Here is a 25,163-nt window from a genome sequence, read left to right as displayed (position 1 = left end):
GCTCAGGTCCGGCCGCCGCGCCGCCCGCGCGCGGCGGCCAGGACCGCTCCCGCCACCAGGATCCCGGCGCCCGCCGACTGGGTGCCCGTGAAGGACTCCCCGAGGAAGACGGCGGCGCACAGCGTGCCGATGGCGGGGACGAGGAACATCATCAGCGAGGCGGATGCCGGTCCCACCTCTTTCACGCCGCGGTAGTACAGCAGGTTGGCGAGGGCCGCCGGGCCGAGGGCCAGGAAGAGGACGTTCAGCCATACGCCGGTGCCCGCACCCGACCAGTTGGTGTGGCCCCAGTCCGGGGCGGAGTACGCACCGAGCAGCAGGGCGCCCGCCACGGTCGCGTAGGTGGTCGCCCGCAGCGGCTCGATGCCCACCAGCACCCGCGGCCCCAGCAGCGTGAACGCCGCCCAGCAGGCCGCGGCCGCGAGGAACAGCAGGTCACCGGCGAGCCGACCCCCTCCGCCGCCCGCCGCGCCGCCCGCACCGAGGAAGAACACCACCGCGCCCGCCAGGCCCAGCACGAGCCCGGCCACCCGTCCCGCGGACGCCGTCTCCCGGCCGGCCAGCAGCACGACGGCCGACGTCAGCACGGGGCTCAGCACCGGGATGATCAGGCTGCCGTCCATGGCGGGCGCCAGGGACAGGCCCCAGAAGAAGCAGACGTTGTAGACGAAGACGCCGAGCACCCCGGCCATCGCCGCCCGCCCGCGCTCCCGCCACCCCGGCCTCGTCCGCCGGTCGGCGGACAGCCGCAGCGCGACCAGCAGGGCCAGCGCTCCGCCGCCGAAGCGGAGGAACGCGGCGACGGAGTGCGGGACTTGGCCGACGACTTCCTTGGAGGAGGCGAAGGCGCAGCCCCACAGCACCATGGTGACGGTGAGCAGGAGGTGCGCCGGAGGGCCTTCGGAGCCGGGCCGCGCCGCCCCGGAGGGCGCCGCCGTCGTGGACTCGTACTCGTACTCGGACCCGTACTCGGACTCGGACTCGGTGCTCATGGGCCGAGCCTGCCGCCGCACCGGACGGGGGTCTTGAACGCTCGTGCGGGCCCCCGCACACGGCGTCGCACAATGGGCGCATGCACGGCGAGGCCTGGACCCGGTACTGGCGTGATCCCGAGCGTCCGCTGGAGGCGATGCACGCCCACTTCTACGAGCACGTCTACGCCCCGCACCGCCACGACACGTACTCCTTCGGCTTCACCGAGGAGGGCGCCCAGCGCTTCCACTGCCGGGGCGCCTCGCACGTCAGCGGGGCGGGCATGGTGATGGCGTTCAACCCGGACGAGCCGCACGACGGGCGGTCCTCCTCCGAGTTCGGCTACCAGTACCGGATCGTGCACCTCGGCCCCGACCTGGTCGGCACGGTCCTCGCGGACGCGGCGGACGGCGCCGGGCGCCCCGTCCCTCTGCCTCTCTTCGCCGAACCGGCCTTCCACGACCCGGTGCTCAGCCGGGCCCTGACCCGGCTGCACGCCGCCCTCACCGACGGCGCGGAGGAGCTGGTGCGCGATGAGCGGCTGACGGCCGCGGTCACGGCGATGGCCGCGCGGGGCGCGACCCGGCCGGCGCGCATCCGGCCGCTGTCCGCGGCGGGCGAGCAGACCCGGGCGGTGCGCCGGGCCCGGGACGTGCTGCGCGAGCGCTTCGCCGAGCAGCTGTCCGCGCGGGATCTGGCGGACGCGGCGGGGGTGAGCCGCTTCGCGCTGTACCGGGCGTTCCGCGAGGAGTACGGCATGGCGCCCAGCGACTACCAGCGCCACCTGCGCCTCAGCCGGGCCCGGCAGCTGCTGGCGGCGGGCCGGCCGGCGGCCCTCGCGGCGGCGGAGACCGGCTTCGCGGACCAGAGCCACCTGCACCGCTGGTTCGTCCGCAGCTACGGGGTGACGCCGGGGGTGTTCCAGCGGGCGGCCGGGCTTTAATTGACCGGTCGTTCTGGAAAACTGTAGCGTGTGACGCATGGCCAGAACCAAGGAGTTCGACCCGGACGCAGCGCTTCAGTCGGCCCTGGAGCTGTTCTGGCGGCGGGGCTACGAGGCGACGTCGATGTCCGACCTGGTGGAACACCTGGGCATCGGCCGGGCCAGCCTCTACGCGACCTTCGGCAGCAAGCACGAGCTGTATCTGAAGGCGCTGGACCGCTACCAGCAGAGCTGTGACGGGCCGCTGCTGCGGGAGCTGTCGCAGCCCGGCCCCGCCCTGCCGGCCGTGCGGGCCGTCGTTCGGCGTTTCGCATCGGAGGCAGCCACCGAAGAGCGGCGGCTGAGCGGCTGCCTTGTCACCAACACGGCCGCCGAACTGGCCCCGCACGACCCAGCCGCCGCCCGCCGCGTCCAACACAGCTGGGACCAACTGGAGACCCTGCTGCACTCGGCGCTGGTGCGTGCCCAGGCCCAGGGCGAACTGTCCGCCGACCGCGATCCGCTGACCCTCGCGCGCATGCTGCTCGTACTGATGCAGGGCCTGCGGGTCGTCGGCAAGGCGTCGCCGGATCCGGCCCGGGTGCGGGACGCGGCGGAAGAGGCGCTGGGCCTGCTCGACTGAGACACCGCTCCATCGGGGCTTCTTTCTTGCCCTCATACTGAACCGATCGGTCAAGAAAAGGGGAGATCATGACCACCACGCGCTTCACCGGCAGAACCGCCCTCGTCACCGGCGCGGGCTCCGGCATCGGCCGTGCCGTCGCCCTCGCGTTCTCCGCCGAAGGGGCAGAGGTCGTCGTGGCCGGACGGCGGCGCGAGCCGCTCGACGAGACGGTCCGGCTGATCGAGGACCGGGGCGGCAAGGCGCTCGCGGTGCCCGCCGACGTCTCCCGCGCCGAGGACGCCGAGGCGCTGGTACGGGCGGCGGTGGAGCGCTTCGGCTCGCTCGATATCGCCGTCAACAACGCGGGCGTCTTCCGGGGCGGGCAGCCCCTCGCCGACCTCCCGGAGGCCGACTGGCGCGAGCAGCTCGACGTCAACGTCACCGGCGTGTTCCTGGCCCTGCGGGCCGAGATCCGCCGGATGCGGACCCAGCCGTCCGGCGGCGCCATCGTCAACATCTCCTCCACCTTCGGGGCGCACTCGAGCCCGGCCGGGGCCGCCGCGTACTCCGCCACCAAGGCCGCCGTGACCGCGCTCAGCCGGGCCGCCGCCGTGGACCACATCCGGGACGGGGTCCGCGTCAACGTGGTCAGTCCCGGTGCCACCGCCACGCCCATGTCCCTGCGCCCCGGCGAGACGGAGGCCGACCGGGCCGTGCGCGCCCGGGCCACGCTGCCGCTCGGCCGGATCTCGGCCACCGAGGAGGTGGCCGCCGCCGTCCTCCACCTCGCCTCCGACGCCGCGGCGTCCACCGTCGGCACGGACCTGGTGGTGGACGGCGGCGGCTCGCTCTAGCGCGTCACACCTTCAGCGCGTCGTACGCGACCCCCGTCAGCCGCTCGGACTCCTCCCAAAGCCGCTCGCCCATCGCGTCGTTGAGCGTCCACGGCGCCCGCCAGGACGGCGCCGGCGCGCCCCGCCACGCGGCGAACGACGGGCCGAAGAAGGCATCGGGCCGTACGTCGGGGGCGGTCGCCGCGTACAGCGTGGGCAGGGCGCCCGCCTCGGCCGACTGGGCGACGACCCGGTTACCGAGCTCCACGAGCCGCTCGGCGACCCTGCGGCCCTCGGCCCGGACACCGGCGGTCTGGAGGTTGGTGGCGGCGTACCCGGGATGGGCGACGGCCGCGACGACCTCCGACCCGGCACCCGCGAGCCGGCGGGCCAGCTCATGCGTGAAGAGCAGGTTGGCGGTCTTGGACCGGGCATAGGCGATCCAACGCCGGTAGCGGTGCGCGCTGTTGAGATCGGCGGGGTCGATGTTGGCCAGCGTGTGCATCATGCTGGACACGGTCACGATCCGGGCGCCGGGGGCGGCGAGCAGCATGGGCAGCAGCAGGCCGGTGAGGGCGAAGTGGCCCAGGTGGTTGACGCCGAACTGGGTCTCGAAGCCGTCGGCCGTCGTCCCGTACGGCAGCGCCATCACCCCGGCGTTGTTGACGAGCAGGTCGATCCGGTCGTACGGCAGGCCGTTCGCGAACTCCCGTACGGACGCGAGGTCGCCGAGGTCCAGCAGCCTCAACTCCGCGGACGCCCCTGGCACTTCCCTCGTGACCCGCTCGACGGCCGCCCTCCCCCGTGCCTCACTCCGGCACGCCATCACCACCCGGGCACCCCGACGCGCCAACTCCCGTGCGGTGACGTGGCCGAGGCCGCTGTTGGCGCCGGTGACCACAGCGGTGCGGCCGGTCTGGTCGGGGATGTCGTGCACGGTCCAGCCGGACATGAGCCTGGTCCTTCCGAAGGGGTTGCCATGGGAATCACCGGTCCCAGGATGTCGTGGCCGCCGTCGATCGCAAAGGACGCGTGCGTCAGGCCGGCGGGGCACGCCGCTCGCCGCGCGCCACGAGCCACCGCAGGGCCAGGGAAAAGGCCCAGGCGGCCAGGAACAGGGCGGTGGCTCGGCGCCGGCGCCGGACACGCCGAAGGGGCGGCACCCCCGCACAGGGTGCCGCCCCTCTTCTCGTGCACCGGAGCCGCCGCCGATCGGTTGAGGGTCGGGGACCGACGACGGCTCCGGGGTCTCGCGGGGGGGGGTCAGCGGTGGTCGCTGCCCTCCGACTGGGTGGCCGCGCGGCCGGCCTCCAGGCGGGCGACCGGGATGCGGAACGGGGAGCAGGAGACGTAGTCGAGCCCGGCCTCGTGGAAGAAGTGGACCGACTCCGGGTCGCCGCCGTGCTCACCGCAGACGCCGAGCTTGAGGTCGGGACGGGTCTCGCGGCCCGCCTTCGCCGCCGCCTTCACCAGGGAGCCGACGCCGTCCTTGTCGATCGTCTCGAAGGGCGACACCCCGAAGATGCCCTTCTCCAGGTACGCCGTGAAGAACGAGGCCTCGACGTCGTCCCGGCTGAAGCCCCACACCGTCTGGGTGAGGTCGTTGGTGCCGAAGGAGAAGAACTCCGCCGCCTCGGCGATCTGACCGGCGGTGAGCGCGGCGCGCGGCAGCTCGATCATCGTGCCGATCGCCAGCTTCAGCTGGATGCCGGTGGCCGCCTGGACCTCGGCGACGACCCGGTCGGCCTCCTCGCGGACGATCTCCAGCTCCTGGACGGTGCCGACGAGCGGGATCATGATCTCCGCGCGCGGGTCGCCCTTGGCGTTCTTGCGCTCGGCCGCGGCCTCGGCGATGGCCCGGACCTGCATGGTGAACAGGCCGGGGATGACCAGGCCGAGACGGACGCCGCGCAGACCCAGCATCGGGTTCTGCTCGTGCAGCCGGTGCACGGCCTGGAGCAGGCGCAGTTCGTTCTCGTGCGGCTCCTGGCGGGACTCGGCGAGGGCCACACGGACCGAGAGTTCCGTGATGTCGGGGAGGAACTCGTGCAGCGGCGGGTCCAGGAGGCGGATCGTCACCGGGAGGCCGTCCATCGCCGAGAACAGCTCCACGAAGTCCTGCTTCTGCATCGGGAGCAGCGCCTTCAGGCTCTCCTCGCGCTCTTCCTCCGTGTCGGCCAGGATGAGGCGCTCGACCAGCTCTCGGCGGTCACCGAGGAACATGTGCTCCGTACGGCACAGGCCGATGCCCTGCGCGCCGAAGCGACGGGCGCGCAGCGCGTCCTCGGCGTTGTCCGCGTTGGCCCGCACCCGCAGCCGGCGCTTGCGGTCGGCGAAGGCCATGATCCGGTGCACGGCCTCGACGAGTTCGTCGGCGTCGTGGGCTCCCGCGTGCATCCGGCCCTCGAAGTACTCCACGACCGGGGAGGGGACCACCGGGACCTCGCCCAGGTAGACCTTGCCGCTCGACCCGTCGATCGAGATGACGTCGCCCTCCTCGACGACGTGCCCGCCCGGGACCGTCATCCGGCGCCGCTTGGTGTCGACCTCCAGTTCCTCGGCGCCGCAGACACAGGTCTTGCCCATGCCGCGCGCGACGACGGCCGCGTGGGAGGTCTTGCCGCCGCGGGAGGTGAGGATGCCCTCGGCCGCGATCATGCCGTCCAGGTCGTCGGGGTTGGTCTCCCGGCGGACCAGGATGACCTTCTCGCCCGAGCGGGACCACTTGACGGCGGTGTAGGAGTCGAAGACCGCCTTGCCGACCGCCGCGCCCGGCGAGGCAGCGATGCCCCGGCCGACCTGCTCGGCCTTGGCGTGCTCGTCGAAGCGGGGGAACATCAGCTGCGCGAGCTGGGCGCCGTTGACGCGCTGCAGCGCCTCGGTCTCGTCGATCAGGCCCTGGTCCACCAGCTGGGTGGCGATACGGAAGGCAGCACCGGCGGTGCGCTTGCCGACGCGGGTCTGGAGCATCCACAGCTGGCCGCGCTCGATGGTGAACTCGATGTCGCAGAGATCCTTGTAGTGGTTCTCCAGGGTCTCCATGATCTGCATGAGCTGGTCGTACGACTTCTTGTCGATGCTCTCCAGCTCGGCGAGCGGCACGGTGTTGCGGATGCCCGCGACCACGTCCTCGCCCTGGGCGTTCTGGAGGTAGTCGCCGTAGACGCCCTGGTGACCGGAGGCGGGGTCGCGGGTGAAGGCGACGCCGGTGCCGGAGTCGGGGCCGAGGTTGCCGAAGACCATGGAGCAGACGTTGACGGCCGTGCCGAGGTCGTGCGGGATGCGCTCCTGACGGCGGTAGAGCTTGGCGCGGTCGGTGTTCCAGGACTCGAAGACCGCCTTGATGGCGAGGTCCATCTGCTCGCGCGGGTCCTGCGGGAAGTCCCGGCCGGCCTCCTTCTTCACGATCTTCTTGAAGGCGGTGACCAGCTTCTTCAGGTCGGCGGCCTCCAGCTCGGTGTCGACCGTGACCTTCTTGGCCTCCTTGGCCTTGTCGAGGGCCTCCTCGAAGAGCTCGCCGTCGACGCCGAGGACGGTCTTGCCGAACATCTGGATGAGGCGGCGGTAGGAGTCCCACGCGAAGCGGTCGTCGCCGGCCTGCTTGGCCAGGCCCTGCACCGACTTGTCGGAGAGGCCGATGTTCAGGACGGTGTCCATCATGCCGGGCATGGAGAACTTGGCGCCGGAGCGGACGGAGACGAGGAGGGGGTCGTCGGCCTGGCCGAGCTTCTTGCCCATCTTCTGCTCGAGGGCGTCGAGGTGCGCACTCACCTCGTCACGCAGTGCCGCGGGCTCCTCGCCGCTGTCGAGGTAGACCTTGCAGGCCTCGGTGGTGATGGTGAAGCCGGGCGGCACCGGGAGACCCAGGTTGGTCATCTCGGCGAGGTTGGCGCCCTTGCCACCCAGGAGGTCCTTGAGGTCCTTGTTTCCCTCGGTGAAGTCGTAAACGAACTTCGCTACGTGGGGTTCTTTGTTTTCCGACACGGGTCTCGACTCCTTGAGGCCGCGGTGGCTGCCCTGACGGCGAGGAACATACCCAGATCGAAGGCGCCTGGGTACGTCCACTTGCGTGTCATGCGCCCGTAACCAGTCGTCCGCCAGCGGATCCAAAGTCAAAGCTTGGCAAGCGGTGACGGGCGAATGTTTTCACTTCTTGAACACACGGGTGCCCACAGGTGCGGTTTTCCGCTCAAACGAGCGAGCTACCTGCACGTCTGATTTCGATCGATGAACGATCAAGGGGTGGCACCGAGTGCCACCCCTTGGAGAAGTGCAGCCGTGCAAGATCCGCTCATCTGAGCGCAGCCCTTATCAAGGGTGGCGAGAATCACGCTGCCACAGCGGGTCGGATTTCACCATGCGGACGAGTATCCGGACGGACGAGGCGGATGGAAAACGGACGGAAAACGGACGGAAAGCGGACGTCACACGCCCAGCGCCAGCAGTCGCTCCTCCACCCGCTCCGGCGCGTACAGATGCTCCACGACCAGCGCACCGGCCCCCAGCAGCCCGGCCCGCTCCCCGAGCCGCGAGGTGACGACGGCCAGGTGGGCGGTGGAGCGCGGCAGGGCCCGCTGGTAGAGCAGCTCCCGTACGCCGGTGAGGAAGGACGTCCCGGCCAGGTCGCCGGCGATCATCAGCACGCCGGGGTTGAGCAGCGTCACCACGGTCGCCAGGACGTCCCCGACCTGGCGCCCGGCCTCCCGGGCCAGCGCCGCCGCCTCCGGGTGCCCGGCCGCCAGCAGGTCCCGCACATCCGAGCCGCTGGCGGCCCGCACGCCCGCCTCGGCGAGCCGACGGGCCACGGCGCCACCGCTGGCGACGGCTGCCAGACAGCCGTACGACCCGCACCGGCACAGTGCCTCGGCGCCCCCCGGCACCCTGATGTGCCCGATGTCCCCGGCGCCGCCGTCGATGCCCCGGTAGACGGAGCCGTCCACCACGACCCCGGCGCCGATCCCGGTCGACACCTTCACCAGCACGAACGCCGAGCAGTCCGGGTGCCCGGTGCGCTGTTCCCCGTACGCCATGAGGTTGGCGTCGTTGTCGACGAGCACGGGGACGGGCGGGGCACCCGTGTGCTCGGCGAGGGCTCGGGCCAGGCGGCCTCTTATGTCGTAGCCGTCCCAGCCGGGCATGATCGGCGGCTGGACGACCCGGCCGGTCTCGCTGTCGACGGGCCCCGGCACGGCGAGCCCGATGCCGCAGACCTCCGCCGCCCGGTGCCCCGCCTTCTCCAGCAGCTCGGCGAACCACCGGCCGAGCTCGCCGAGCACGGTGTCCGGGCCGTCCTCGACGGCCAGCGTGCCGGAGTGCTCGGCGAGCATCTCGCCGGTCAGCGTGAGGACCGCCGCGCGCGCGTGCCGGGTGTCGAGGTCGGCGGCGAGGACGACGGCGTGGGCGTCGTCGAACTCCAGGGTGATCGAGGGGCGGCCGCCCAGCGGGGAGTCGACCGGGCCACCGGCGCCCTCGCGCAGCCAGCCGGCCCGGAAGAGACGGTCGAGTCGCTGGCCGACGGTGGCCCGGGACAGCCCGGTGACCTGCTGGAGGGCACCGCGCGTGGTGGCACGCCCGGTGCGCACCAGTTCGAGCAGATCGCCGGCGCTCGCCTGACTCCGACCGCTCATGCACACCCCCTTGTGTTTCTCAAGTTTGCATTACATATTGAGTTTTGCGTGTTAAATAGACGTAACTCTACGGTGGCCGCGGCCGAACCGCTCGGCCGGACGTCTTTCGGGGAGCCCCGAGTGGATCGCACTGCCCAGCTCACCGCCCAACGCACCGCGCGTGCGATCGCATACGACCCGCCGTCCGCGCCAGAGACGGCTGGGACCACAGACACGGCAGGGACGACAGGGACGACAGGACCAGCCGGGTCGCTGCACCTCAGCGCCGCGCGCGTGCTGGAGGGCAACTGGACGGGCACGTCGACGGTCCCCTCCCGCAGCCTGTACCCGCACCAGTGGTCCTGGGACTCCGCGTTCATCGCGATCGGCCTGAGGCACGTCTCGCCGCTACGGGCACAGACGGAGCTGGAGACACTGCTGGCCGCCCAGTGGGGCGACGGGCGCGTCCCGCACATCGTCTTCAACCCCTCCGTACCGCTCGACGCGTACTTCCCGAGCCCCGACTTCTGGCGCTCCTCGACCGCGGGGCGCGCTGCGGGCGCCCCGCGCACCGTACAGACCTCCGGCATCGTGCAGCCACCGGTGCACGCGCTGGCGGCCTGGCTGGTGCACCTCGCCGACCCGGGGCTGTCCCGGGCCCGGGGCTTCCTGGCCGGGGTGTACCCGCGGCTGGCCGCCTGGCACCGCTATCTGCTGCACCGACGGGACCTGGGCGGCGGCGGGCTGGCGTCCGTCGTGCACCCCTGGGAGCAGGGCATGGACAACAGCCCCTGCTGGGACGCCCCGCTCTCCCGCGTCACCCCGGCACCGGCCCGCTCCTTCCGCCGCGCCGACCTCGACCACGGCGCGGCGGAGGCCCGGCCGACGGACCTCGACTACGGGCGGTACGTGCGGCTCGCGACGGACTACCGGGACCGGGGATACGCCGACGGCGCGGGAGAGTTCGCGGTGGAGGACCCGGCCTTCAACGCCCTGCTCATCGCCTCCGAGCACGCGCTGGCCCGGATCGCCCAGGAGCTGGGCGCGACCGGCACGGCCCGGCACGCGCGCGCGGAACGCCTGACGGGCGCGCTGTTGGAGAGGCTGTGGGACCCGGCGCGGGGCATGTTCTTCTGCCGGGACGTACGGGACGGCGGCCTGATCCCCGAGCGCGGCGTCTCCGGTCTCGTCCCGCTCCTCCTGCCCGGCCTGCCCCGCGAGATCGCCACCGCGCTGGTCGGCACGCTCACCGGCCCGCACTTCGGCCTGGGCGGCACCACCCGGCTGGTGCCCAGCTACGACCTGCTCGGCGAGGCCTTCGACCCGCACCGCTACTGGCGCGGTCCCGCCTGGTTCAACACCGGCTGGCTGATGGAGCGGGGCCTGCGCGCGCACGGGGAGCGGGACCGGGCCGACGCGCTGCGGGAGGCCATCGTGCACACCGCCGGGGCGACCGGGTTCGCCGAGTACGTCGACCCGTACACCGGCGAGGCCCGCGGCGCGCTCGGCTTCGGCTGGACCGCCGCGCTCACGCTCGATCTGCTTCACGAGTCCCCCGGGGACGGCGCGTCTCCCGAGGGTCTCGGCACGTTCGACAGGAGTGACTTCCACAGGAGCGACTTCCATGGAAGCGACTTACACGGAAGCGACCTGCACGGAAGCGACTTCCACCGAATCGACTTGCACGGAAGCGACTTCGGCAGGAGCGACAAGGGAGGGGACCGGGGATGACGGACCGGCATCATCTGCTCGTGCACGGCGCGACCTTCGCCGCCGTGGGCGACCGGGGCGACATCAGCGGCGTCCGGGGCGGCGGCTCCCCGGACGGATTGTTCGTCCGCGACGCCCGGCACCTCAGCCGCTGGCAGCTCACCGTGGACGGCGCGATGCCCGAGGTGCTCACGCCGGTCGCGGACGGCGACGGCGCGCGCTGCGTCCTGGTCCCGCGCGGCGGCCGGCAGGAGCCGCCCGCGCACACCCTGTTCCGTGAACAGGCGGTCGGCGACAGCTCGTTCGTGGAGTCGCTGCGGGTGACCAGCAACCGCCCGGTGCCCACCACGGTCCGCCTGGCGATCACCGCCGACGCCGACTTCACCGACCAGTTCGAGCTGCGCTCCGACCACCGCACCTACGCCAAGACCGGCGTCGTGCGCTCCCGCCAGGTCCTGGACGACGGCCTGGAGTTCACCTACCGCCGCGGCGAATGGCGGTCCTGTACGACCATCATGGCCGACCCCGCTCCCGACGGTGTGGAGGAGACCGGCACGGGAGCCCGCCGGCTCGTGTGGACCCTCGAACTGGAACCGCATGGCACGGCCGAGCTGGTGCTGCGCGTGATCGCCCGGCCGCACGGCGAGAAGCGGGCACTGCGGGTGCCGCGCTCCCCCGCCTCGGTGAACGAGCAACTGCTCGTCCTTGAAGGTGAGTTCGTGGAGGGCGTGGCCTTCCCGACCGGCTGGCCGGAGCTGGCGGCGGCCTGTGCCCGAGGCCTGGCCGACCTCGCCTCGCTCCAGGTCCCGGCGACCGGACCGGACGGGGAGGAACTGCGCGTGCCCGCGGCGGGTGCGCCCTGGTTCCTCACGCTCCTCGGCCGGGACGCCCTGCTGACCTCGCTGTTCACCCTCCCCTACCGCCCTCGCCTGGCCGCCGCGACGCTCCCCGCGCTCGCCGCCACCCAGGCGACCCGGAGCGTCGCGGCCTCGGTCGCCCAGCCCGGCAAGATCGTGCACGAGGTGCGGCACGGCGAGCTGGCCCACTTCGGGCAGGTGCCGTACGGGCGGTACTACGGCTCGGTCGACGCCACCCCGCTGTTCCTCGTCCTGCTCGGCGCGTACGTCGAACAGACCGGGGACGCGGCCCTCGCCCGCCGCCTGGAACCGCATGCCCGCGCGGCGATCGGCTGGATGCTCGACCACGGCGGCCTGACCTCGCGCGGCTACCTGGTGTACCGCTCCGACCGGGGCGGCCTCGCCAACCAGAACTGGAAGGACTCCCCCGGCGCCATCTGCTCGGCCGACGGCACCCGCCCGCACGGGCCTGTGGTGGCGGCCGGGGCCCAGGGCTACGCCTACGACGCGCTGCGCCGCACGGCGTGGGTGGCGCGCACGGTGTGGGGCGACGAGACGTACGCGGCCCTGCTGGAACAGGCCGCCGCCGACCTGCGCGACCGCTTCCAGCGGGACTTCTGGATGCGGGAGCACTCCTTCCCGGCGCTCGCGCTGGACGGGGAGGGCCGCCAGGTCGACGCGCTGGCCTCGGACGCGGGGCACCTGCTGTGGTCGGGGCTGCTGGACAAGGAGTACGGGGAAGTGGTCGGCCGCAGGCTCCTGGAACCGGACTTCTTCTCGGGCTGGGGCGTCCGCACGCTGGCGGCCGGGCAACCGGCGTACCACCCCCTCTCCTACCACCGCGGTTCGGTCTGGCCGCACGACAACGCGCTGCTCACCCTGGGTCTGGCCCGCTACGGCCTGCACGACGAGGCCCGCACGGTCGCCCACGCCCTGGTCGACGCGGCGACGGCCGCCGGGCACCGGCTGCCGGAGGTACTCGCGGGATACGGCCGTGACACCCACGCCGAGCCCGTGCCCTACCCGCACGCGTGCGTACGCGAATCCCGCTCGGCGGCGGCGCCGCTGGCGCTGCTCACGGCGGTCGGGGGCGCCTAGGGATCTGTCGCCATCAGTCCCGTCCGGTTAGGTATTGACGAGCCGTTTGCCGGGTGTTTGCCCAGGATCCTGAACAGGCACCGGAGGCGGACCGTACGGGATGGCGGCCGGCCCCTGCCTCCCCGCGTGGCCTGCCGCCGCCGTTCACGGGCCTCGCACGGAAGGACCCCCGGGTTGCCTCAGCACACGAGCATTCGCCAGTCACCGGAAACGGACGGCGCCGCCGCCCGGCCGGAATTCGAGGAACCCGGGGCCGAGACCGAGGGCGGTGCCTCTGCCGAGGCCGGGCCGAGCGACTCCGGCGAAGCCGCCACCGGGAAGGCCGTCGGGGACGGCACCGAGCAGGCCGCCGAGGCGGAGGCCGCGCCCGACACCGCCGGACCGGAAACCGCCCCCGAAGCAAGCGCCCCGGAAACCGCACCCCCGGCCACCGCCCTGAAGCCCGCCCCGGAAGCCGCTGCCGACCCGGAGGCCACCGCCCCGGCGGCCCCGGAAGAGACCGCCGCCCCGGAAACCGCCCCCCAAGCAAGCGCCCCGGAAACCGACGCCCCCGAGGCCGCACCGAAGGCCGACATCCCGGAAACCACGGGCGAGGCCACCACCTCCACGGCCACCCCGAAGGACACCCCCGAGGCGACCGCCCCCGAGGCCGCCGACGAGGCACCCGCCCCAGAAACCCACGCCCCCGAGGCCGCCAGCGAGGCACCCGCTCCGGAAACCCACGCCCCCGAGGCCGCCGACGAGGCACCCGCCCCGGAAGTCGCGCTCGAGGCCGCCTCCACCGCCCCCGAAGGCGTCGGTGAGGCGCCCGCCGCCGACCAGCGCCCCGCGCGTCGTGGCTGGCCCGGGTGGAGTGGGCGGGCCCGGATGCGTCGGCGACGGGAGGCGTGGCGGGCGGCGCATCCGACGGCTGCCGCCGTGCTGTCGGTGACCGTGACCGTACTGGCCGCCGCGCTGGTGCTGGCCGCGCTGCTGCTGCCGAACACCGTGGTCGGGCTCAAGCCGATGAAGTTCGCGCGAATACCGGCGGAAGCGATCATCGGGGCCGCCGTGATGCTGGCGCTGCCGCGCCGCCCCCGGATCGTGCTGGCGGCCGTCTCCGGCGTCGCGCTCGGTGCGATGACCGTACTGAACTTCCTCGACATGGGCTTCAACCAGTACCTCGGCCGGACCTTCAACCCCATCCTCGACTGGACCCTGCTCAGCGACGCGCAGTCGTACCTGAACGACTCCCTCGGCAGGACGGTCACGCTCGCCGCCACCGTCGGCGTCATCGTCCTCGTGCTGCTGCTGTTCCTCCTGCTGGCCCTGTCCACGGTCCGGCTGAGCAACCTGCTGGCCCGGAACACCGGCACCGCCACCCGGGGCACGCTGATCGCCGGCGTCGTCTGGATCACCTGCTCCTCGCTCGGCATCCAGATCTCCGGCGTGCCGATCGCCTCCGACCGCACCGCCTCCGCCCTGAAGATCCAGGCGCACAAAGTCAAGGACACCCTGCGCGACGAGGCGGAGTTCGAGAAGGTCGCCAAGGTCGACGCCTTCGGTGACACGCCGGGCAACCAGCTGGTGCCGGACCTGCGCGGCAAGGACATGATCTTCACGTTCATCGAGAGTTACGGCCGCAGCGCGATCGAGGACCCGGTCATGGCGCCCGGCGTGGACAAGACGCTGGACGTGCGGACCAAGGCCCTCGCCAAGGCGGGCTTCCACGCCAAGAGCGGCTGGCTGACCTCGGCGACGTACGGCGGCAGCAGCTGGCTCGGCCACTCCACCACCATGTCGGGCCTGTGGATCAGCAACCAGCAGCGCTACCGCACCGTCATGGCCAGTGACCACATGAGCCTCACCGACGCCTTCAAGAAGACCGGCGCGTTCGACACGGTCGGCGTGATGCCGGGCGTGCAGAAGGGCTGGCCGGAGCAGAAGTGGTACGGCCTCGACAAGGTCTACAACGCCTTCCAGCTGGGCTACAAGGGCCCGAAGTTCAGCTGGTCGACCATGCCGGACCAGTACGCGCTCCAGCAGTACCAGGAGCGGGTGCACAGCAAGAAGGTCGCCGACGGCAAGTCGCGGATGTCGCTGCTCATCCTGACCTCCAGCCACCAGCCCTGGGCGCCGATCCCGAAGATGGTCGACTGGGACCAGCTGGGCGACGGCTCGGTCTTCAAGGGCATCGAGGCGGCGGGCAACAAGCCGGCCGACGTCATCGCCGACACCACCAAGTCCCGCGAGGAGTACGGCAAGTCGATCCAGTACTCGGTGACCGCCCTCACCCAGTGGCTGGAGCGCTACGGCAGCGACGACACCGTCCTGGTCTTCCTCGGCGACCACCAGCCCATCGCCCGGGTCAGCGGCAACCACGCCAGCCGTGACGTCCCGGTCTCCGTCGTCGCCAAGGACCCGAAGGTGCTGGACAAGATCGCCGACTGGAACTGGACGGACGGCCTGCGGCCCGCTCACGACGCCCCGGTGTGGAAGATGAGCTCCTTCCGCGACAGGTTCCTGACGGCGTACGGCTCGACCCCGCACCCGAAGAAGGGCTGACCCTTCGCCCGTTCAGGACGCCTCCATCGCCGCGCGCGCCGTTTCGACGAACCGTTCCGGACAGCGGGTGAAACCACTGTTGGCCTCGTCGAAGCGTGCGCGCGCGTCGGGTTCTTCGAGGGACATGAGCCACAGGGCCTGGTTCGCCTGCCGCGCCGTCTCGAGAATGGCTCCACCGCTGCGTTGCGCCGACGCCGACGCTTCCGCCTGGGCCTTGGCGCCTGCACGTTCCCGAGGTGGGTCACCCGGCTCGCGACCACCGCCGTACCGCCGGTGAGTGCCGCGACCCACACCGCGCTGTCCCCCATGCCGGCCAGTGTGTCAGCCCCCGGACGTGTCCAGCTCCGCGTCCTCGCTGACGCCCGCGCAGTCGTACGGGTCCTTCAGCCAGCCGTCCGGCAGGACCACCCGGTTGTTGCCGGAGGTGCGGCCGCGGGGGCCGTCGGCGCCGGTGGGCCAGGGCTGGTCGAGGTCCAGCTCGTCCAGGCCGCAGCGGAGTTCCTCCAGGGAGGAGCTGATGGCGAGGCGCTTGCGCATCTCCGAGCCGACGGCGAAGCCCTTCAGGTACCAGGCGACGTGCTTGCGGAAGTCGATGACCCCGCGGGACTCGTCGCCGATCCACTCGCCGAGGAGGGTGGCGTGGCGGACCATGACGTCGGCGACCTCGCGGAGCGTGGGGCGCGCGATGGCCTCCGTACGGCCTTCGAAGGCGGCCACCAGGTCCGCGAACAGCCAGGGCCGGCCCAGGCAGCCGCGTCCCACGACCACGCCGTCGCAGCCGGTCTCCCGGACCATCCGCAGCGCGTCCTCCGCCGACCAGATGTCGCCGTTGCCGAGCACGGGGAGCTCGGGGACGTGCTCCTTCAGGCGGGCGATGGCGTCCCAGTCCGCGGTGCCGCCGTAGTGCTGGGCGGCGGTGCGGCCGTGCAGGGCGATGGCCGTGACACCCTCCTCTACGGCGATGCGTCCGGCGTCGAGGTAGGTGATGTGGTCGTCGTCGATGCCCTTGCGCATCTTCATCGTGACCGGCAGGTCACCGGCGCCGGACACCGCCTCGCGGAGGATCGCGCGCAGCAGGTTGCGCTTGTACGGCAGCGCGGAGCCGCCGCCCTTCCGCGTCACCTTCGGCACCGGGCAGCCGAAGTTGAGGTCGATGTGGTCGGCGAGGTCCTCCTCCGCGATCATGCGGACGGCCTTGCCGACGGTCGCCGGGTCGACGCCGTACAGCTGGATCGAGCGCGGCTTCTCGGTCGCGTCGAAGTGGATCAGCTGCATGGTCTTCTCGTTGCGCTCGACCAGCGCCCGGGTCGTGATCATCTCGCTCACGAACAGCCCCTTGCCGCCGGAGAACTCCCGGCACAGCGTGCGGAAGGGGGCGTTGGTGATGCCCGCCATGGGGGCGAGCACGACCGGAGGCTGGACGGTGTGCGGGCCGATCGGCAGGGGCGTGGTGGGCGTGGGCATTGCCCCATTGTCACCCATCGGCAATGATCGTGTAGCGGTAATTAGTTAGACGCACTATCGAAGCTGGCGTACGATGGAACGCATGCCCGAGCTCAGCCATCGCCGACGTCTGCTCGTGCTCGCGATCTGCTGCATGAGCCTGCTGATCGTCAGCCTCGACGTCACCGCCCTGAACGTGGCCCTGCCGTCCATGCAGCGCGACCTGCACGCCACCACCTCCGGTCTCCAGTGGACGATCGACGCCTACACCCTGGTGCTGGCCTCACTGCTGATGCTCGCGGGCTCCACGGCCGACCGGGTCGGCCGCAAGAAGGTCTTCATGACCGGCCTGATCGTGTTCGTGACCGGCTCACTGCTGTGCTCCCTCGCGCCCAGCCTGGAGGCGCTGGTCGTCTTCCGTATGATCCAGGCGGTCGGCGGCTCGATGCTCAACCCGGTCGCCATGTCGATCATCACCAACACCTTCACCGACTCGCGCGAGCGCGCCCGCGCGATCGGCGTGTGGGGTGCGGTCGTCGGCATATCCATGGCCGCCGGGCCACTGGTCGGCGGCCTGCTGGTGGAGTCGGTCGGCTGGCGGTCCATCTTCTGGGTCAACCTGCCGGTCGGCCTGGCCGCGCTCCTGCTCACCCTGCGCTTCGTCCCCGAGTCCCGCGCGCCCAAGGCCCGCCGCCCCGACCCGGTCGGCCAGCTGCTGGTGATCGCCCTGTTCGGCTCCCTCACGTACGCGATCATCGAGGCGCCGGACTCGGGCACCGGCCGGGTGCTGCCGTTCGCACTGATCGCCTTCGTCGCCCTCCTCGGGCTCCTGTGGTACGAGCCCCGGCGCACCGAACCCCTCATCGACCTGCGCTTCTTCCGGTCCGCGCCGTTCAGCGGGGCCACGGTGATCGCCATCAGCGCGTTCGCCTCGCTGGGCGGGTTCCTGTTCCTGTCGACGCTGTACCTCCAGAACGTGCGCGGGCTGGACGCCCTCCACGCCGGTCTGTGGATGCTGCCGATGGCCGTGCCGACGTTCCTGTGCGCGCCGCTGTCCGGACGGCTGGTCGGCAGCCGGGGGCCGCGGCTGCCGCTGCTGATCGCCGGGATCGCCATGACCGTGAGCGGGGTGCTGTTCGCCGCGTTCGAGGCGGAGACGTCGAACGTCACGCTGGTCATCGGGTACGTGCTGTTCGGCATCGGGTTCGGCTTCGTGAACGCGCCGATCACCAACACGGCCGTGTCCGGGATGCCCCGGGCGCAGGCCGGGGTCGCCGCGGCCGTCGCCTCCACCAGCAGGCAGCTCGGGCAGACGCTGGGGGTCGCCGTGATCGGGGCGGTGCTCGCGTCCGGGGTCAGCTCGTCGTCGTACCGGACCGCGTTCGTGTCGGCGGCCCGGCCGGCGTGGTGGATCCTCGCCGGCTGCGGCCTCGCGGTCCTCGTTCTCGGCGCGCTCACCAGCGGCCGCTGGGCCCGCCGCACGGCCGAGCACACCGCCCGGCGGCTTCAGTCCGCGGAGGTCAGGGAAGCGGCGGGCGTCAGCTGAGCCGCCTCCTGTTCGAGGACGAACGCGTACAGCTGCTCCACGCGCTCCCTGCTCTCCTCGTTCGTCGGCACGTACGTGACCATCCGGGCCCCGACCTCCGGGTTCAGCCACAGGTCCACGTGGTCGAGGGTGAGGAGGCCGACGTACGGGTTCAGGAACTGCTTGGTCTTGCCGCGGGCGCCGACCACCTCGTAGCGGTCCCAGTTCTCGCAGAACTCCGGTGACGCCGCCTCCAACCGCTTGATCAGCATCTTCCAGGCGGGCTCGCCGAGGTGGCCGGCCATGGAGGCGCGCAGCTTGGCGGCCATCAGGCGCCTGGTCTCCTCCAGGTGGACGGTCGCGGTCCGCCACTCCTCGTTGGTGTGGACGAGGAGCATGCAGTTGCGGTCCTCGGGCGGGACCGCGTCCAGGTCGCCCATCAGACGGGCGTAGGTGCGGTTGTAGGCGAGGATGTCGTACCGGCTGTTCTGGATGCAGGCCGGGACCGGCTCCAGTCGGCGCAGCAGCTCGAACTGGGCCGGGGTGACCCCCGAGCAGCTCGAGGCGGGTGTCGGGTCGACGGAGCCGGCCAGCTGGAAGAGGTGGGCGCGTTCGCTCGCGTCCAGCATCAGGGTGCGGGCCAGGGCGTCGAGGACCTGTACGGAGACCTGGATGTCCCGCGCCTGTTCGAGCCAGGTGTACCAGGTGACGCCGACCGCGGAGAGCTGGGCGACCTCCTCGCGGCGCAGCCCGGGCGTGCGGCGGCGGGTGCCGCGGGGCAGCCCCACCTGCTCCGGGGTGATGCGCTCACGGCGGCTGCGCAGGAAGGCGGCCAGCTCGTGGCGCCGGATGTCCGAGCCCCTGTCCGGCCGGGTCGTGTTCTCCTGGGCCGTGGTCGTCATGTCTCCAGCCTGCCGTCTCGCGGAGCCTGTTGCCAGGTACTCCTTGTACCAGGACAAGAAGACTCTGGTACCAGTCTGGGCGCGCGCGCAGGCTCGGGGTCATGACCGAAACCGTCACCACGCCCACCGTCCGCTCACCGGCGGCGCCACCGGCGCTCGGCACCCTCGGACTGTTCACCGTCCTGCTGGCCGCGTCCCTGCCCCTCGTCGACTTCTTCATCGTCAATGTCGCCCTGCCCACCATCGGCGCGGACCTGCACGCGGGCGAGGCCGTCCTCGAACTGGTCGTCGCCGGCTACGGGGTGGCGTACGCCGTCCTCCTCGTCCTCGGCGGGCGGCTCGGCGATCTCTTCGGCCGCCGCCGGCTCTTCCTGGGCGGCATGGCCGCCTTCGGTCTGACCTCGCTGGCCTGCGGCCTCGCGCCGGGCGCCTGGAGCCTGGTCGCGGCTCGGGTCGCGCAGGGCGCGTCGGCGGCGGCGATGCTGCCGCAGGTGCTCGCCACCATCCAGGCGACCACCGCCGGCCCGCGCCGGGCCCGTGCCATGAGCCTGTACGGCGCCACCGCCGGCCTGTCCATGGTGGCGGGCCAGATCCTGGGCGGCGTTCTGGTCGCCGCCGACATAGCGGGCACCGGCTGGCGTTCGGTGTTCCTGGTGAACGTGCCCGTCGTGCTCGCCGGCCTGGTGCTGGCCGCCCGCGCCGTCCCGGAGACCCGCTCCCAGCGGCCCGAGCCGCTCGACGGCCCCGGCACGGTGCTGCTCGCGCTCTCCCTGCTCACGCTGCTCGCCCCGCTCACCGAGGGCCGGGCGGCGGGCTGGCCGGTGTGGACGTGGCTGTCGCTGGCCGCGTTCCCGGGGGTCGTCTCGGCCTTCTACGCGGTGGAGCGGCGGGCGGACCGGCGGGGCCGTACGCCCCTGGTGCCGCCGAGCCTGTTCGCGCTGACGTCGCTGCGCCGGGGGCTGGTGCTGATGGTGCCGTTCTCCATCGGCTTCAGCGGGTTCATGTTCGTCATCGCGGTGGCCCTCCAGCGCGGCGCGGGCCTCGGGCCGGTCCCGGCGGGCCTGGCGCTGGCCCCGATGGCGGTGGCGTTCCTCCTCGTCTCGCTCGCCGGGCCGCGCCTGGTGGCCCGCTACGGCACGCGTGTCGTCACCGCCGGGGCGCTGGTCCAGGGCGTCGGCGTGGCGCTGATCGTGCTGGCCGCCTGGCGGGACTGGCCGGACCTGGGCTTCGCCGAGCTCCTGCCCGGCGCGGCGGTCGCCGGCGCGGGCCAGGCGCTGCAACTGCCCGTCGTCATGCGGATCGTGCTCTCCGAGGTGCCGGCCGCCCGGGCCGGCGTCGGCAGCGGTGTGATGGTCACCACCCAGCAGTCCGCCCTCGCCCTCGGCGTCGCCACCCTGGGCACGCTCTTCCTCTCCCTCGTCCCCGGCCACGGCATGCGGGACGCCCTGGTGACGACGCTGCTGGTGCAGCTGGCCGGGGTGGTCCTGACCGGGCTGCTCAGTCTGCGGCTGCCGCGGACGATCCGGTGACGACCGGGTGAGGCAGAACACAGCCTGGTGAAGTACCGGCACAGGGCACTCTGTTGGCGTGCCACGTCGAGGGACGCGGGACGCGGGGCGCCGGTACGGGAGGGCACATGTCGCGGGACAGCACGAGTGAGATCAGCCGCTGGGACCAGCACGGTCGGCGGCACGTCGTCAGAGTGCGGCGTGCGGGCGTGCAGCGCACGATCAGATGTGACACCTGCGGCTGGCGGAAGGGGGCGCCGTTCCTGTCCTGGGCGAGGGCCGCGGAGCACCTGGCCGAGGCGCACCAGGCCACGGTGGACCCGACCGCGGCGGCGTGAGCGGCCCGGCGGTCCGATGACTTTCCGACGCGGGAGGAGTCGTACGTGCGACCGCGACCGCGAGCGACGGAAGGCCTGGGACTGATGAGCGGACGACAGGATCTGCACGAGCTGCTTCGGCGGTACGTCGACGACGAGACGGTCCCCGGAGCGGTGGGCCTGCTCGCCCGCGGTGACGACGTCGAGGCGGTGGCCGTCGGCTCCATGGACGCCGGCGGCGCGGCCCCGATGGCCCGGGACTCGATCTTCCGGATCGCCTCGATCACCAAGCCGGTCACCGCGGCGGCGCTGATGATGCTGGTGGAGGAGGGCCGGGTCGCGCTGGACGACCCGGTGGAGACCTGGCTGCCGGAGCTGGCGAAGCCGGTGGTGGTACGGACCCCGTCGAGCCCGGTCGACGACGTCGTCCCGGCGGCACGCCCGGTCACCGTCGAGGACCTGCTCAGCTTCCGGGCGGGCTGGGGCCTCCACTCCGACTTCTCGCTCCCGGCCGTCCAGGCGCTGCTCGGGGTGCAGAAGCTCGGCCACGCCATGCGGGAACGGCCGGACCCCGACACCTGGTTGGCCTCGCTCGCCGCCGTGCCGCTGCTGTACCAGCCGGGCGAGGCATGGCTGTACGGCACCTGCTCCGATCTCCAGGGCGTGCTGATCGCCCGGGTCTCCGGCAGCAGCCTGCCGGACTTCATGGCCGAGCGGATCTTCGAGCCGCTGGGCATGACGGACACCGGGTTCGAGGTGCCGGCGGGTGAGCGCGGACGGTTCACGACGGCCTATCGGCCCGGAATCGACGGCACGTTGGAGGTCGTGGACACCCCGGACGGCGACTTCAGGAGCATCCCCGAGTTCCCCTCGGGCGGCAGCGGGCTCGTCTCCACGGCCGACGACTGGCTGGCCTTCGCCCGGATGCTGCTCAGCGGCGGCGAATGGCGGGGCCGCCCCCTGCTGACCCCCACCTCGGTCAGCCGGATGACGGCCAACCACCTCTCGGCGGCCCAGCGGGAGATGGGCGCGCGCTTCCTGGAGGGTCAGGGCTGGGGCTATGGCGCCCAGGTCGACGTCACCCCGGCCGACCCATGGAACGTCCCCGGCCGCTACGGCTGGCTCGGCGGCACCGGGACCACGGCCCATCTGGTCCCCAGCGCGGGAACGGTCGCCGTCCTGCTGACCCAGGTGTCCATGACGAGCCCGACGCCGACCCCTGTGATGCGGGACTTCTGGCGGTGGGCGGCGGGCGCCTGACCGCGACCAGGGCCTGTCCGGCGGATCGGGTCTCAGGAAACGGGCGGCGCCTCATCCATGCCGGTGAGCGGGGCTCGGGGCGTCCAGCCGCAAGGCGGAGGAGGGAGTCGACGCGATGGGGCCCCCGCGCCGAGAGTGGGGAGGGCGTGCCGGGCTCCGCGCCTGCGGTTGATCCGCCGGGCAGGCCCTAACCGCGCCGGAGGCCGCGCAGCAGCAGGTCCAGCAGGGCTGAGAATTCGTCCTCCACGCCCGGCTGCCGCCACGCCGGGGCGTAGCACGGGTCGTGGTAGCGGCCGGTGGCCTGGAAGACGGCGCGGGCGGCGGTGGCGGGGTCGGCGGCGGTGAAGGTGCCCGTGCCGACGCCCGCCTCGATGATCCGGGTCAGCTGGCCGGTCAGGTCGGTGATGTGCTCGGCGACCGCCGCGCCGCTCTCGTCGACCAGCACCATGTACGTGGCGAACAGCTCGGGGTCGTCGCCCGCCTTGCGGCGCTTGGCGTCGAACAGGGCCCCGAGCCACTCGCGCAGCCGGGACTCGGGGTCGCGGTCCCCGTCGGCGGCGATCCCGGACAGGGTCTCCGACGTGCGGTCCAGCCACCGCTTCGTCACGGCCTCCCGCAGCGCCGCCTTGGTGCGGAAGTGGCGGTAGACACTGCCGTGGCTGACACCGAGCGCGCGGGCCACGTCCACCACGGTGGCCTTGGCCGGGCCGTGACGGCGCAGCACCTCCTCGGTGGCCTCGAGGATGCGCTCGGCGGTCAGGGCTTCGGTGGTCGGAGACATGAGCTGAACCGTACCCGGCGCGTCACTTGCTGCCGAGGTGGCCCATCTGCGCGGCCGGGTAGCGGTCGCCCGCCGCCGCGTCCGCCGGGACGGCCTCCTCGATCGCGGCGAGGTCGGCCGCGTCCAGCGTGACGTCCAGCGCGCCCAGCGACTCGGTCAGCCGCTCCCGGGTGCGGGCGCCGACCAGCGGCACGATGTCCTCGCCCCGGGAGAGCACCCAGGCGATGGCGATCTGCGCGACGCTGACGCCCTTCTGCTCGGCGGTCTTCCGCAGCGCCTCGACGAGGCGGAGGTTGTGCTGGAGGTTCTCGCCCTGGAAGCGGGGCGAGTGGGCCCGGAAGTCGTTCGCGGCGAGCTGCCGGTCGGGGGTGAAGTGGCCGGAGATCAGACCGCGGGAGAGGACGCCGTACGCCGTGATGGCGATACCGAGCTCACGGGTGGTCGGCAGGACCTCCTCCTCGATGCCGCGGGAGAGGAGCGAGTACTCGATCTGGAGGTCCGAGATCGGCGCGGTGGCGGCGGCCCGGCGGATGGTGTCGGCACCGACCTCGCTCAGGCCGATGTGCCGGACGTACCCCTTCTCGACCAGCTCGGCGATCGCGCCGACGGTCTCCTCGATCGGCACGTCCGGGTCGGCCCGGGCGATCCGGTAGACGTCGATGTGGTCGGTGCCGAGGCGCTGGAGCGAGTAGGCGGCGAAGTTCCGCACGGCGGCCGGGCGGCCGTCGTAGCCGCTCCAGTTGCCGTCCGGGTCACGCAGCGCGCCGAACTTCACACTGGTCAGCGCCTGTTCACGCAGGGCGGCGGGGGCGGCGCGCAGGGCCTCGCCGATCAGCATCTCGTTGTGGCCCATGGCGTAGAAGTCGCCGGTGTCGAGCAGGGTGACTCCTGCTTCGAGGGCGGCGTGGATGGTAGCGATGGACTCGGTCCGGTCCGCGTCGCCGTACAGCGCGGACATGCCCATGCAGCCGAGGCCGAGGGCGGAGACCTGGGGGCCGGTGGTTCCGAGGTTGCGGGTTCGCATTGTCATGCCCCTCACCCTTGCATGACAGCTGACAGATTTCAATATCTGTCAGCTGTCAATCCAAATGAGCGGGGGTTTGGTCCAGACCTATTGACGAAAGGTCTGGACCACGAGCACTGTCATGCCTACGACACCGGCATGCCTACGACACCTCACCGCACCCCCACCGGGAGGCCTCGCATGATCCGCCACACGTTGCGTCTGCTCACCGCCGCTCTCACCGGGGCCGTCCTCGCCCCGCTCGCCCTCGCCACCGCGCCCACCGCCTCCGCCGCGGACACCTGCGCCGTGAAGTCCCGCCCGGCCGGCAAGGTCCTCCAGGGCTACTGGGAGAACTGGGACGGCGCCGGCAACGGCGTCCACCCGCCCTTCGGCTGGACCCCGATCACCGACTCCCGCATCGCCGCGCACGGCTACAACGTGCTCAACGCGGCCTTCCCGGTCATCCGCTCCGACGGAACGGCCCTCTGGGAGGACGGCATGGACACGGGCGTGAAGGTCGCCACGCCCGCGGAGATGTGCGCGGCGAAGGCGTCCGGGCAGACGGTCCTGCTGTCGATCGGCGGGGCGGCGGCCGGAATCGACCTCTCCTCCAGCGCCGTCGCCGACCGGTTCGTCGCGACGATCGTGCCGATCCTGAAGAAGTACAACTTCGACGGCATCGACATCGACATCGAGACCGGCCTGGTCGGCAGCGGCAGCATCACGCAACTCTCCACGTCCCAGGCCAACCTGATCCGCATCATCGACGGGGTGCTGGCGAAGATGCCGTCCGGCTTCGGCCTGACGATGGCCCCGGAGACGGCCTACGTCACCGGCGGCAGCATCACCTACGGCTCCATCTGGGGCGCGTACCTGCCGATCATCAAGAAGTACGCAGACAACGGCCGCCTGTGGTGGCTGAACATGCAGTACTACAACGGCAGCATGTACGGCTGCTCCGGCGACTCCTACTCGGCGGGCACGGTCGCGGGCTTCACCGCCCAGACCGACTGCCTCGACAAGGGGCTGGTGGTGCAGGGTACGACCGTGAAGGTGCCCTACGACAAGCAGGTGCCCGGCCTGCCCGCGCAATCCGGCGCGGGCGGCGGCTACATGTCGCCCTCACTGGTCTCCCAGGCCTGGAAGCACTACGGCACCTCGCTCAAGGGCCTGATGACCTGGTCGGTCAACTGGGACGGCTCGAAGAACTGGACCTTCGGCGACAACGTGAAGTCACTTCAGGGCCGTTGACGC

At 72.2% G+C, this 25,163-nt stretch carries 19 protein-coding genes; 11 read left to right on the top strand and 8 right to left on the bottom strand.

Features of this window, described 5'->3' with window-relative positions:
* Positions 1-2: 2 nt before the first annotated feature.
* Positions 3-992, bottom strand: a complete 990-nt coding sequence (locus tag ACWGJM_RS19495; RefSeq protein WP_453412914.1) for a DMT family transporter — start codon at positions 990-992, stop codon at positions 3-5.
* Between the two features lie 80 nt (positions 993-1,072).
* Between ACWGJM_RS19495 and ACWGJM_RS19490 the strand changes: the two genes are divergently transcribed.
* From ACWGJM_RS19490 to ACWGJM_RS19480, 3 genes are all read left to right on the top strand, one after another.
* Positions 1,073-1,915, top strand: a complete 843-nt coding sequence (locus tag ACWGJM_RS19490; RefSeq protein WP_453412913.1) for an AraC family transcriptional regulator — start codon at positions 1,073-1,075, stop codon at positions 1,913-1,915.
* A gap of 37 nt (positions 1,916-1,952) precedes the next feature.
* The gene (locus tag ACWGJM_RS19485; RefSeq protein WP_453412912.1) at positions 1,953-2,537 is read left to right on the top strand and encodes a TetR/AcrR family transcriptional regulator; all 585 of its coding nucleotides are present in this window, start codon (positions 1,953-1,955) and stop codon (positions 2,535-2,537) included.
* Between the two features lie 68 nt (positions 2,538-2,605).
* Positions 2,606-3,373 carry an SDR family NAD(P)-dependent oxidoreductase gene (locus tag ACWGJM_RS19480; protein ID WP_453412911.1) on the top strand — a complete coding sequence of 256 codons (768 nt, stop codon included), beginning with the start codon at positions 2,606-2,608 and terminating at the stop codon, positions 3,371-3,373.
* A gap of 4 nt (positions 3,374-3,377) precedes the next feature.
* On the opposite strand, the gene ACWGJM_RS19475 is transcribed toward ACWGJM_RS19480, so the two are convergent.
* The 3 genes from ACWGJM_RS19475 to ACWGJM_RS19465 all read right to left on the bottom strand — a co-directional run bounded on the left by ACWGJM_RS19475 (position 3,378) and on the right by ACWGJM_RS19465 (position 8,979).
* Positions 3,378-4,304, bottom strand: coding sequence for an oxidoreductase (locus ACWGJM_RS19475; protein ID WP_453412910.1), 927 nt, complete (start codon positions 4,302-4,304; stop codon positions 3,378-3,380).
* Between the two features lie 311 nt (positions 4,305-4,615).
* On the bottom strand, positions 4,616-7,336 hold the full coding sequence (gene ppdK, locus ACWGJM_RS19470) for a pyruvate, phosphate dikinase (RefSeq protein ID WP_453412909.1): 2,721 nt from the start codon (positions 7,334-7,336) through the stop codon (positions 4,616-4,618).
* Positions 7,337-7,776: 440 nt separating this feature from the next.
* Positions 7,777-8,979 carry an ROK family protein gene (locus ACWGJM_RS19465; protein ID WP_453412908.1) on the bottom strand — a complete coding sequence of 401 codons (1,203 nt, stop codon included), beginning with the start codon at positions 8,977-8,979 and terminating at the stop codon, positions 7,777-7,779.
* A 120-nt stretch (positions 8,980-9,099) separates the two neighbouring features.
* Here ACWGJM_RS19465 and ACWGJM_RS19460 point away from each other — a divergent pair, with 120 nt between their 5' ends.
* From ACWGJM_RS19460 to ACWGJM_RS19450, 3 genes are all read left to right on the top strand, one after another.
* Entirely contained in the window at positions 9,100-10,689 is a 1,590-nt protein-coding gene (locus ACWGJM_RS19460) for an MGH1-like glycoside hydrolase domain-containing protein (protein WP_453412907.1), read from the top strand.
* Positions 10,686-12,623: an amylo-alpha-1,6-glucosidase gene (locus ACWGJM_RS19455; RefSeq protein WP_453412906.1), complete on the top strand. Its 1,938-nt coding sequence runs from the start codon at positions 10,686-10,688 to the stop codon at positions 12,621-12,623. The genes ACWGJM_RS19460 and ACWGJM_RS19455 overlap by 4 nt, the downstream gene beginning before the upstream one ends.
* An 867-nt stretch (positions 12,624-13,490) precedes the next feature.
* Positions 13,491-15,167, top strand: a complete 1,677-nt coding sequence (locus tag ACWGJM_RS19450; RefSeq protein ID WP_453413012.1) for a CDP-alcohol phosphatidyltransferase — start codon at positions 13,491-13,493, stop codon at positions 15,165-15,167.
* Between the two features lie 321 nt (positions 15,168-15,488).
* On the opposite strand, the gene dusB is transcribed toward ACWGJM_RS19450, so the two are convergent.
* A complete protein-coding gene (dusB, locus tag ACWGJM_RS19445) occupies positions 15,489-16,631 on the bottom strand; it encodes a tRNA dihydrouridine synthase DusB (protein WP_453412905.1) in 1,143 nt (380 codons plus the stop codon).
* An 82-nt stretch (positions 16,632-16,713) separates the two neighbouring features.
* On the opposite strand from dusB, the gene ACWGJM_RS19440 reads away from it, so the two are divergent.
* Positions 16,714-18,156 (top strand): MFS transporter, encoded by a 1,443-nt coding sequence (locus ACWGJM_RS19440; protein WP_453412904.1) that lies wholly within the window; start codon positions 16,714-16,716, stop codon positions 18,154-18,156.
* On the opposite strand, the gene ACWGJM_RS19435 is transcribed toward ACWGJM_RS19440, so the two are convergent.
* Positions 18,117-19,037 (bottom strand): helix-turn-helix transcriptional regulator, encoded by a 921-nt coding sequence (locus ACWGJM_RS19435; RefSeq protein WP_453412903.1) that lies wholly within the window; start codon positions 19,035-19,037, stop codon positions 18,117-18,119. The two genes, ACWGJM_RS19440 and ACWGJM_RS19435, sit on opposite strands and share 40 nt — an antisense overlap.
* Before the next feature lie 101 nt (positions 19,038-19,138).
* Here ACWGJM_RS19435 and ACWGJM_RS19430 point away from each other — a divergent pair, with 101 nt between their 5' ends.
* The 3 genes from ACWGJM_RS19430 to ACWGJM_RS19420 all read left to right on the top strand — a co-directional run bounded on the left by ACWGJM_RS19430 (position 19,139) and on the right by ACWGJM_RS19420 (position 22,122).
* On the top strand, positions 19,139-20,566 hold the full coding sequence (locus tag ACWGJM_RS19430; RefSeq protein ID WP_453412902.1) for an MFS transporter: 1,428 nt from the start codon (positions 19,139-19,141) through the stop codon (positions 20,564-20,566).
* 107 nt (positions 20,567-20,673) lie between these two features.
* Positions 20,674-20,883, top strand: coding sequence for a hypothetical protein (locus ACWGJM_RS19425; RefSeq protein ID WP_453412901.1), 210 nt, complete (start codon positions 20,674-20,676; stop codon positions 20,881-20,883).
* An 84-nt stretch (positions 20,884-20,967) separates the two neighbouring features.
* Entirely contained in the window at positions 20,968-22,122 is a 1,155-nt protein-coding gene (locus tag ACWGJM_RS19420) for a serine hydrolase domain-containing protein (protein ID WP_453412900.1), read from the top strand.
* Positions 22,123-22,309: 187 nt separating this feature from the next.
* Here the strand turns inward: ACWGJM_RS19420 and ACWGJM_RS19415 are convergent, their stop codons facing one another.
* Together ACWGJM_RS19415 and ACWGJM_RS19410 are read right to left on the bottom strand one after the other, a co-directional pair.
* Positions 22,310-22,903, bottom strand: a complete 594-nt coding sequence (locus ACWGJM_RS19415; protein WP_453412899.1) for a TetR family transcriptional regulator — start codon at positions 22,901-22,903, stop codon at positions 22,310-22,312.
* A 22-nt stretch (positions 22,904-22,925) separates the two neighbouring features.
* Positions 22,926-23,933, bottom strand: a complete 1,008-nt coding sequence (locus ACWGJM_RS19410) for an aldo/keto reductase (protein WP_453412898.1) — start codon at positions 23,931-23,933, stop codon at positions 22,926-22,928.
* A 174-nt stretch (positions 23,934-24,107) separates the two neighbouring features.
* Here ACWGJM_RS19410 and ACWGJM_RS19405 point away from each other — a divergent pair, with 174 nt between their 5' ends.
* Positions 24,108-25,160 carry a chitinase gene (locus ACWGJM_RS19405; RefSeq protein ID WP_453412897.1) on the top strand — a complete coding sequence of 351 codons (1,053 nt, stop codon included), beginning with the start codon at positions 24,108-24,110 and terminating at the stop codon, positions 25,158-25,160.
* Positions 25,161-25,163 lie beyond the last annotated feature (3 nt).

This window comes from Streptomyces sp. NPDC054834, assembly GCF_053611185.1.
The sequence above is the reverse complement of the archived record's forward strand: the minus strand, read 5'-3'. Positions and strand labels throughout refer to the sequence as shown.

Coding starts and splice junctions, on each gene's coding strand:
- ACWGJM_RS19495 (WP_453412914.1), bottom strand. CDS start 992: ATGAGCACCGAGTCCGAGTCCGAGTACGGGTCCGAGTACGAGTACGAG.
- ACWGJM_RS19490 (WP_453412913.1), top strand. CDS start 1,073: ATGCACGGCGAGGCCTGGACCCGGTACTGGCGTGATCCCGAGCGTCCG.
- ACWGJM_RS19485 (WP_453412912.1), top strand. CDS start 1,953: ATGGCCAGAACCAAGGAGTTCGACCCGGACGCAGCGCTTCAGTCGGCC.
- ACWGJM_RS19480 (WP_453412911.1), top strand. CDS start 2,606: ATGACCACCACGCGCTTCACCGGCAGAACCGCCCTCGTCACCGGCGCG.
- ACWGJM_RS19475 (WP_453412910.1), bottom strand. CDS start 4,304: ATGTCCGGCTGGACCGTGCACGACATCCCCGACCAGACCGGCCGCACC.
- ACWGJM_RS19465 (WP_453412908.1), bottom strand. CDS start 8,979: ATGAGCGGTCGGAGTCAGGCGAGCGCCGGCGATCTGCTCGAACTGGTG.
- ACWGJM_RS19455 (WP_453412906.1), top strand. CDS start 10,686: ATGACGGACCGGCATCATCTGCTCGTGCACGGCGCGACCTTCGCCGCC.
- ACWGJM_RS19450 (WP_453413012.1), top strand. CDS start 13,491: ATGCGTCGGCGACGGGAGGCGTGGCGGGCGGCGCATCCGACGGCTGCC.
- dusB (WP_453412905.1), bottom strand. CDS start 16,631: ATGCCCACGCCCACCACGCCCCTGCCGATCGGCCCGCACACCGTCCAG.
- ACWGJM_RS19440 (WP_453412904.1), top strand. CDS start 16,714: ATGCCCGAGCTCAGCCATCGCCGACGTCTGCTCGTGCTCGCGATCTGC.
- ACWGJM_RS19435 (WP_453412903.1), bottom strand. CDS start 19,037: ATGACGACCACGGCCCAGGAGAACACGACCCGGCCGGACAGGGGCTCG.
- ACWGJM_RS19430 (WP_453412902.1), top strand. CDS start 19,139: ATGACCGAAACCGTCACCACGCCCACCGTCCGCTCACCGGCGGCGCCA.
- ACWGJM_RS19425 (WP_453412901.1), top strand. CDS start 20,674: ATGTCGCGGGACAGCACGAGTGAGATCAGCCGCTGGGACCAGCACGGT.
- ACWGJM_RS19420 (WP_453412900.1), top strand. CDS start 20,968: ATGAGCGGACGACAGGATCTGCACGAGCTGCTTCGGCGGTACGTCGAC.
- ACWGJM_RS19415 (WP_453412899.1), bottom strand. CDS start 22,903: ATGTCTCCGACCACCGAAGCCCTGACCGCCGAGCGCATCCTCGAGGCC.
- ACWGJM_RS19410 (WP_453412898.1), bottom strand. CDS start 23,933: ATGACAATGCGAACCCGCAACCTCGGAACCACCGGCCCCCAGGTCTCC.
- ACWGJM_RS19405 (WP_453412897.1), top strand. CDS start 24,108: ATGATCCGCCACACGTTGCGTCTGCTCACCGCCGCTCTCACCGGGGCC.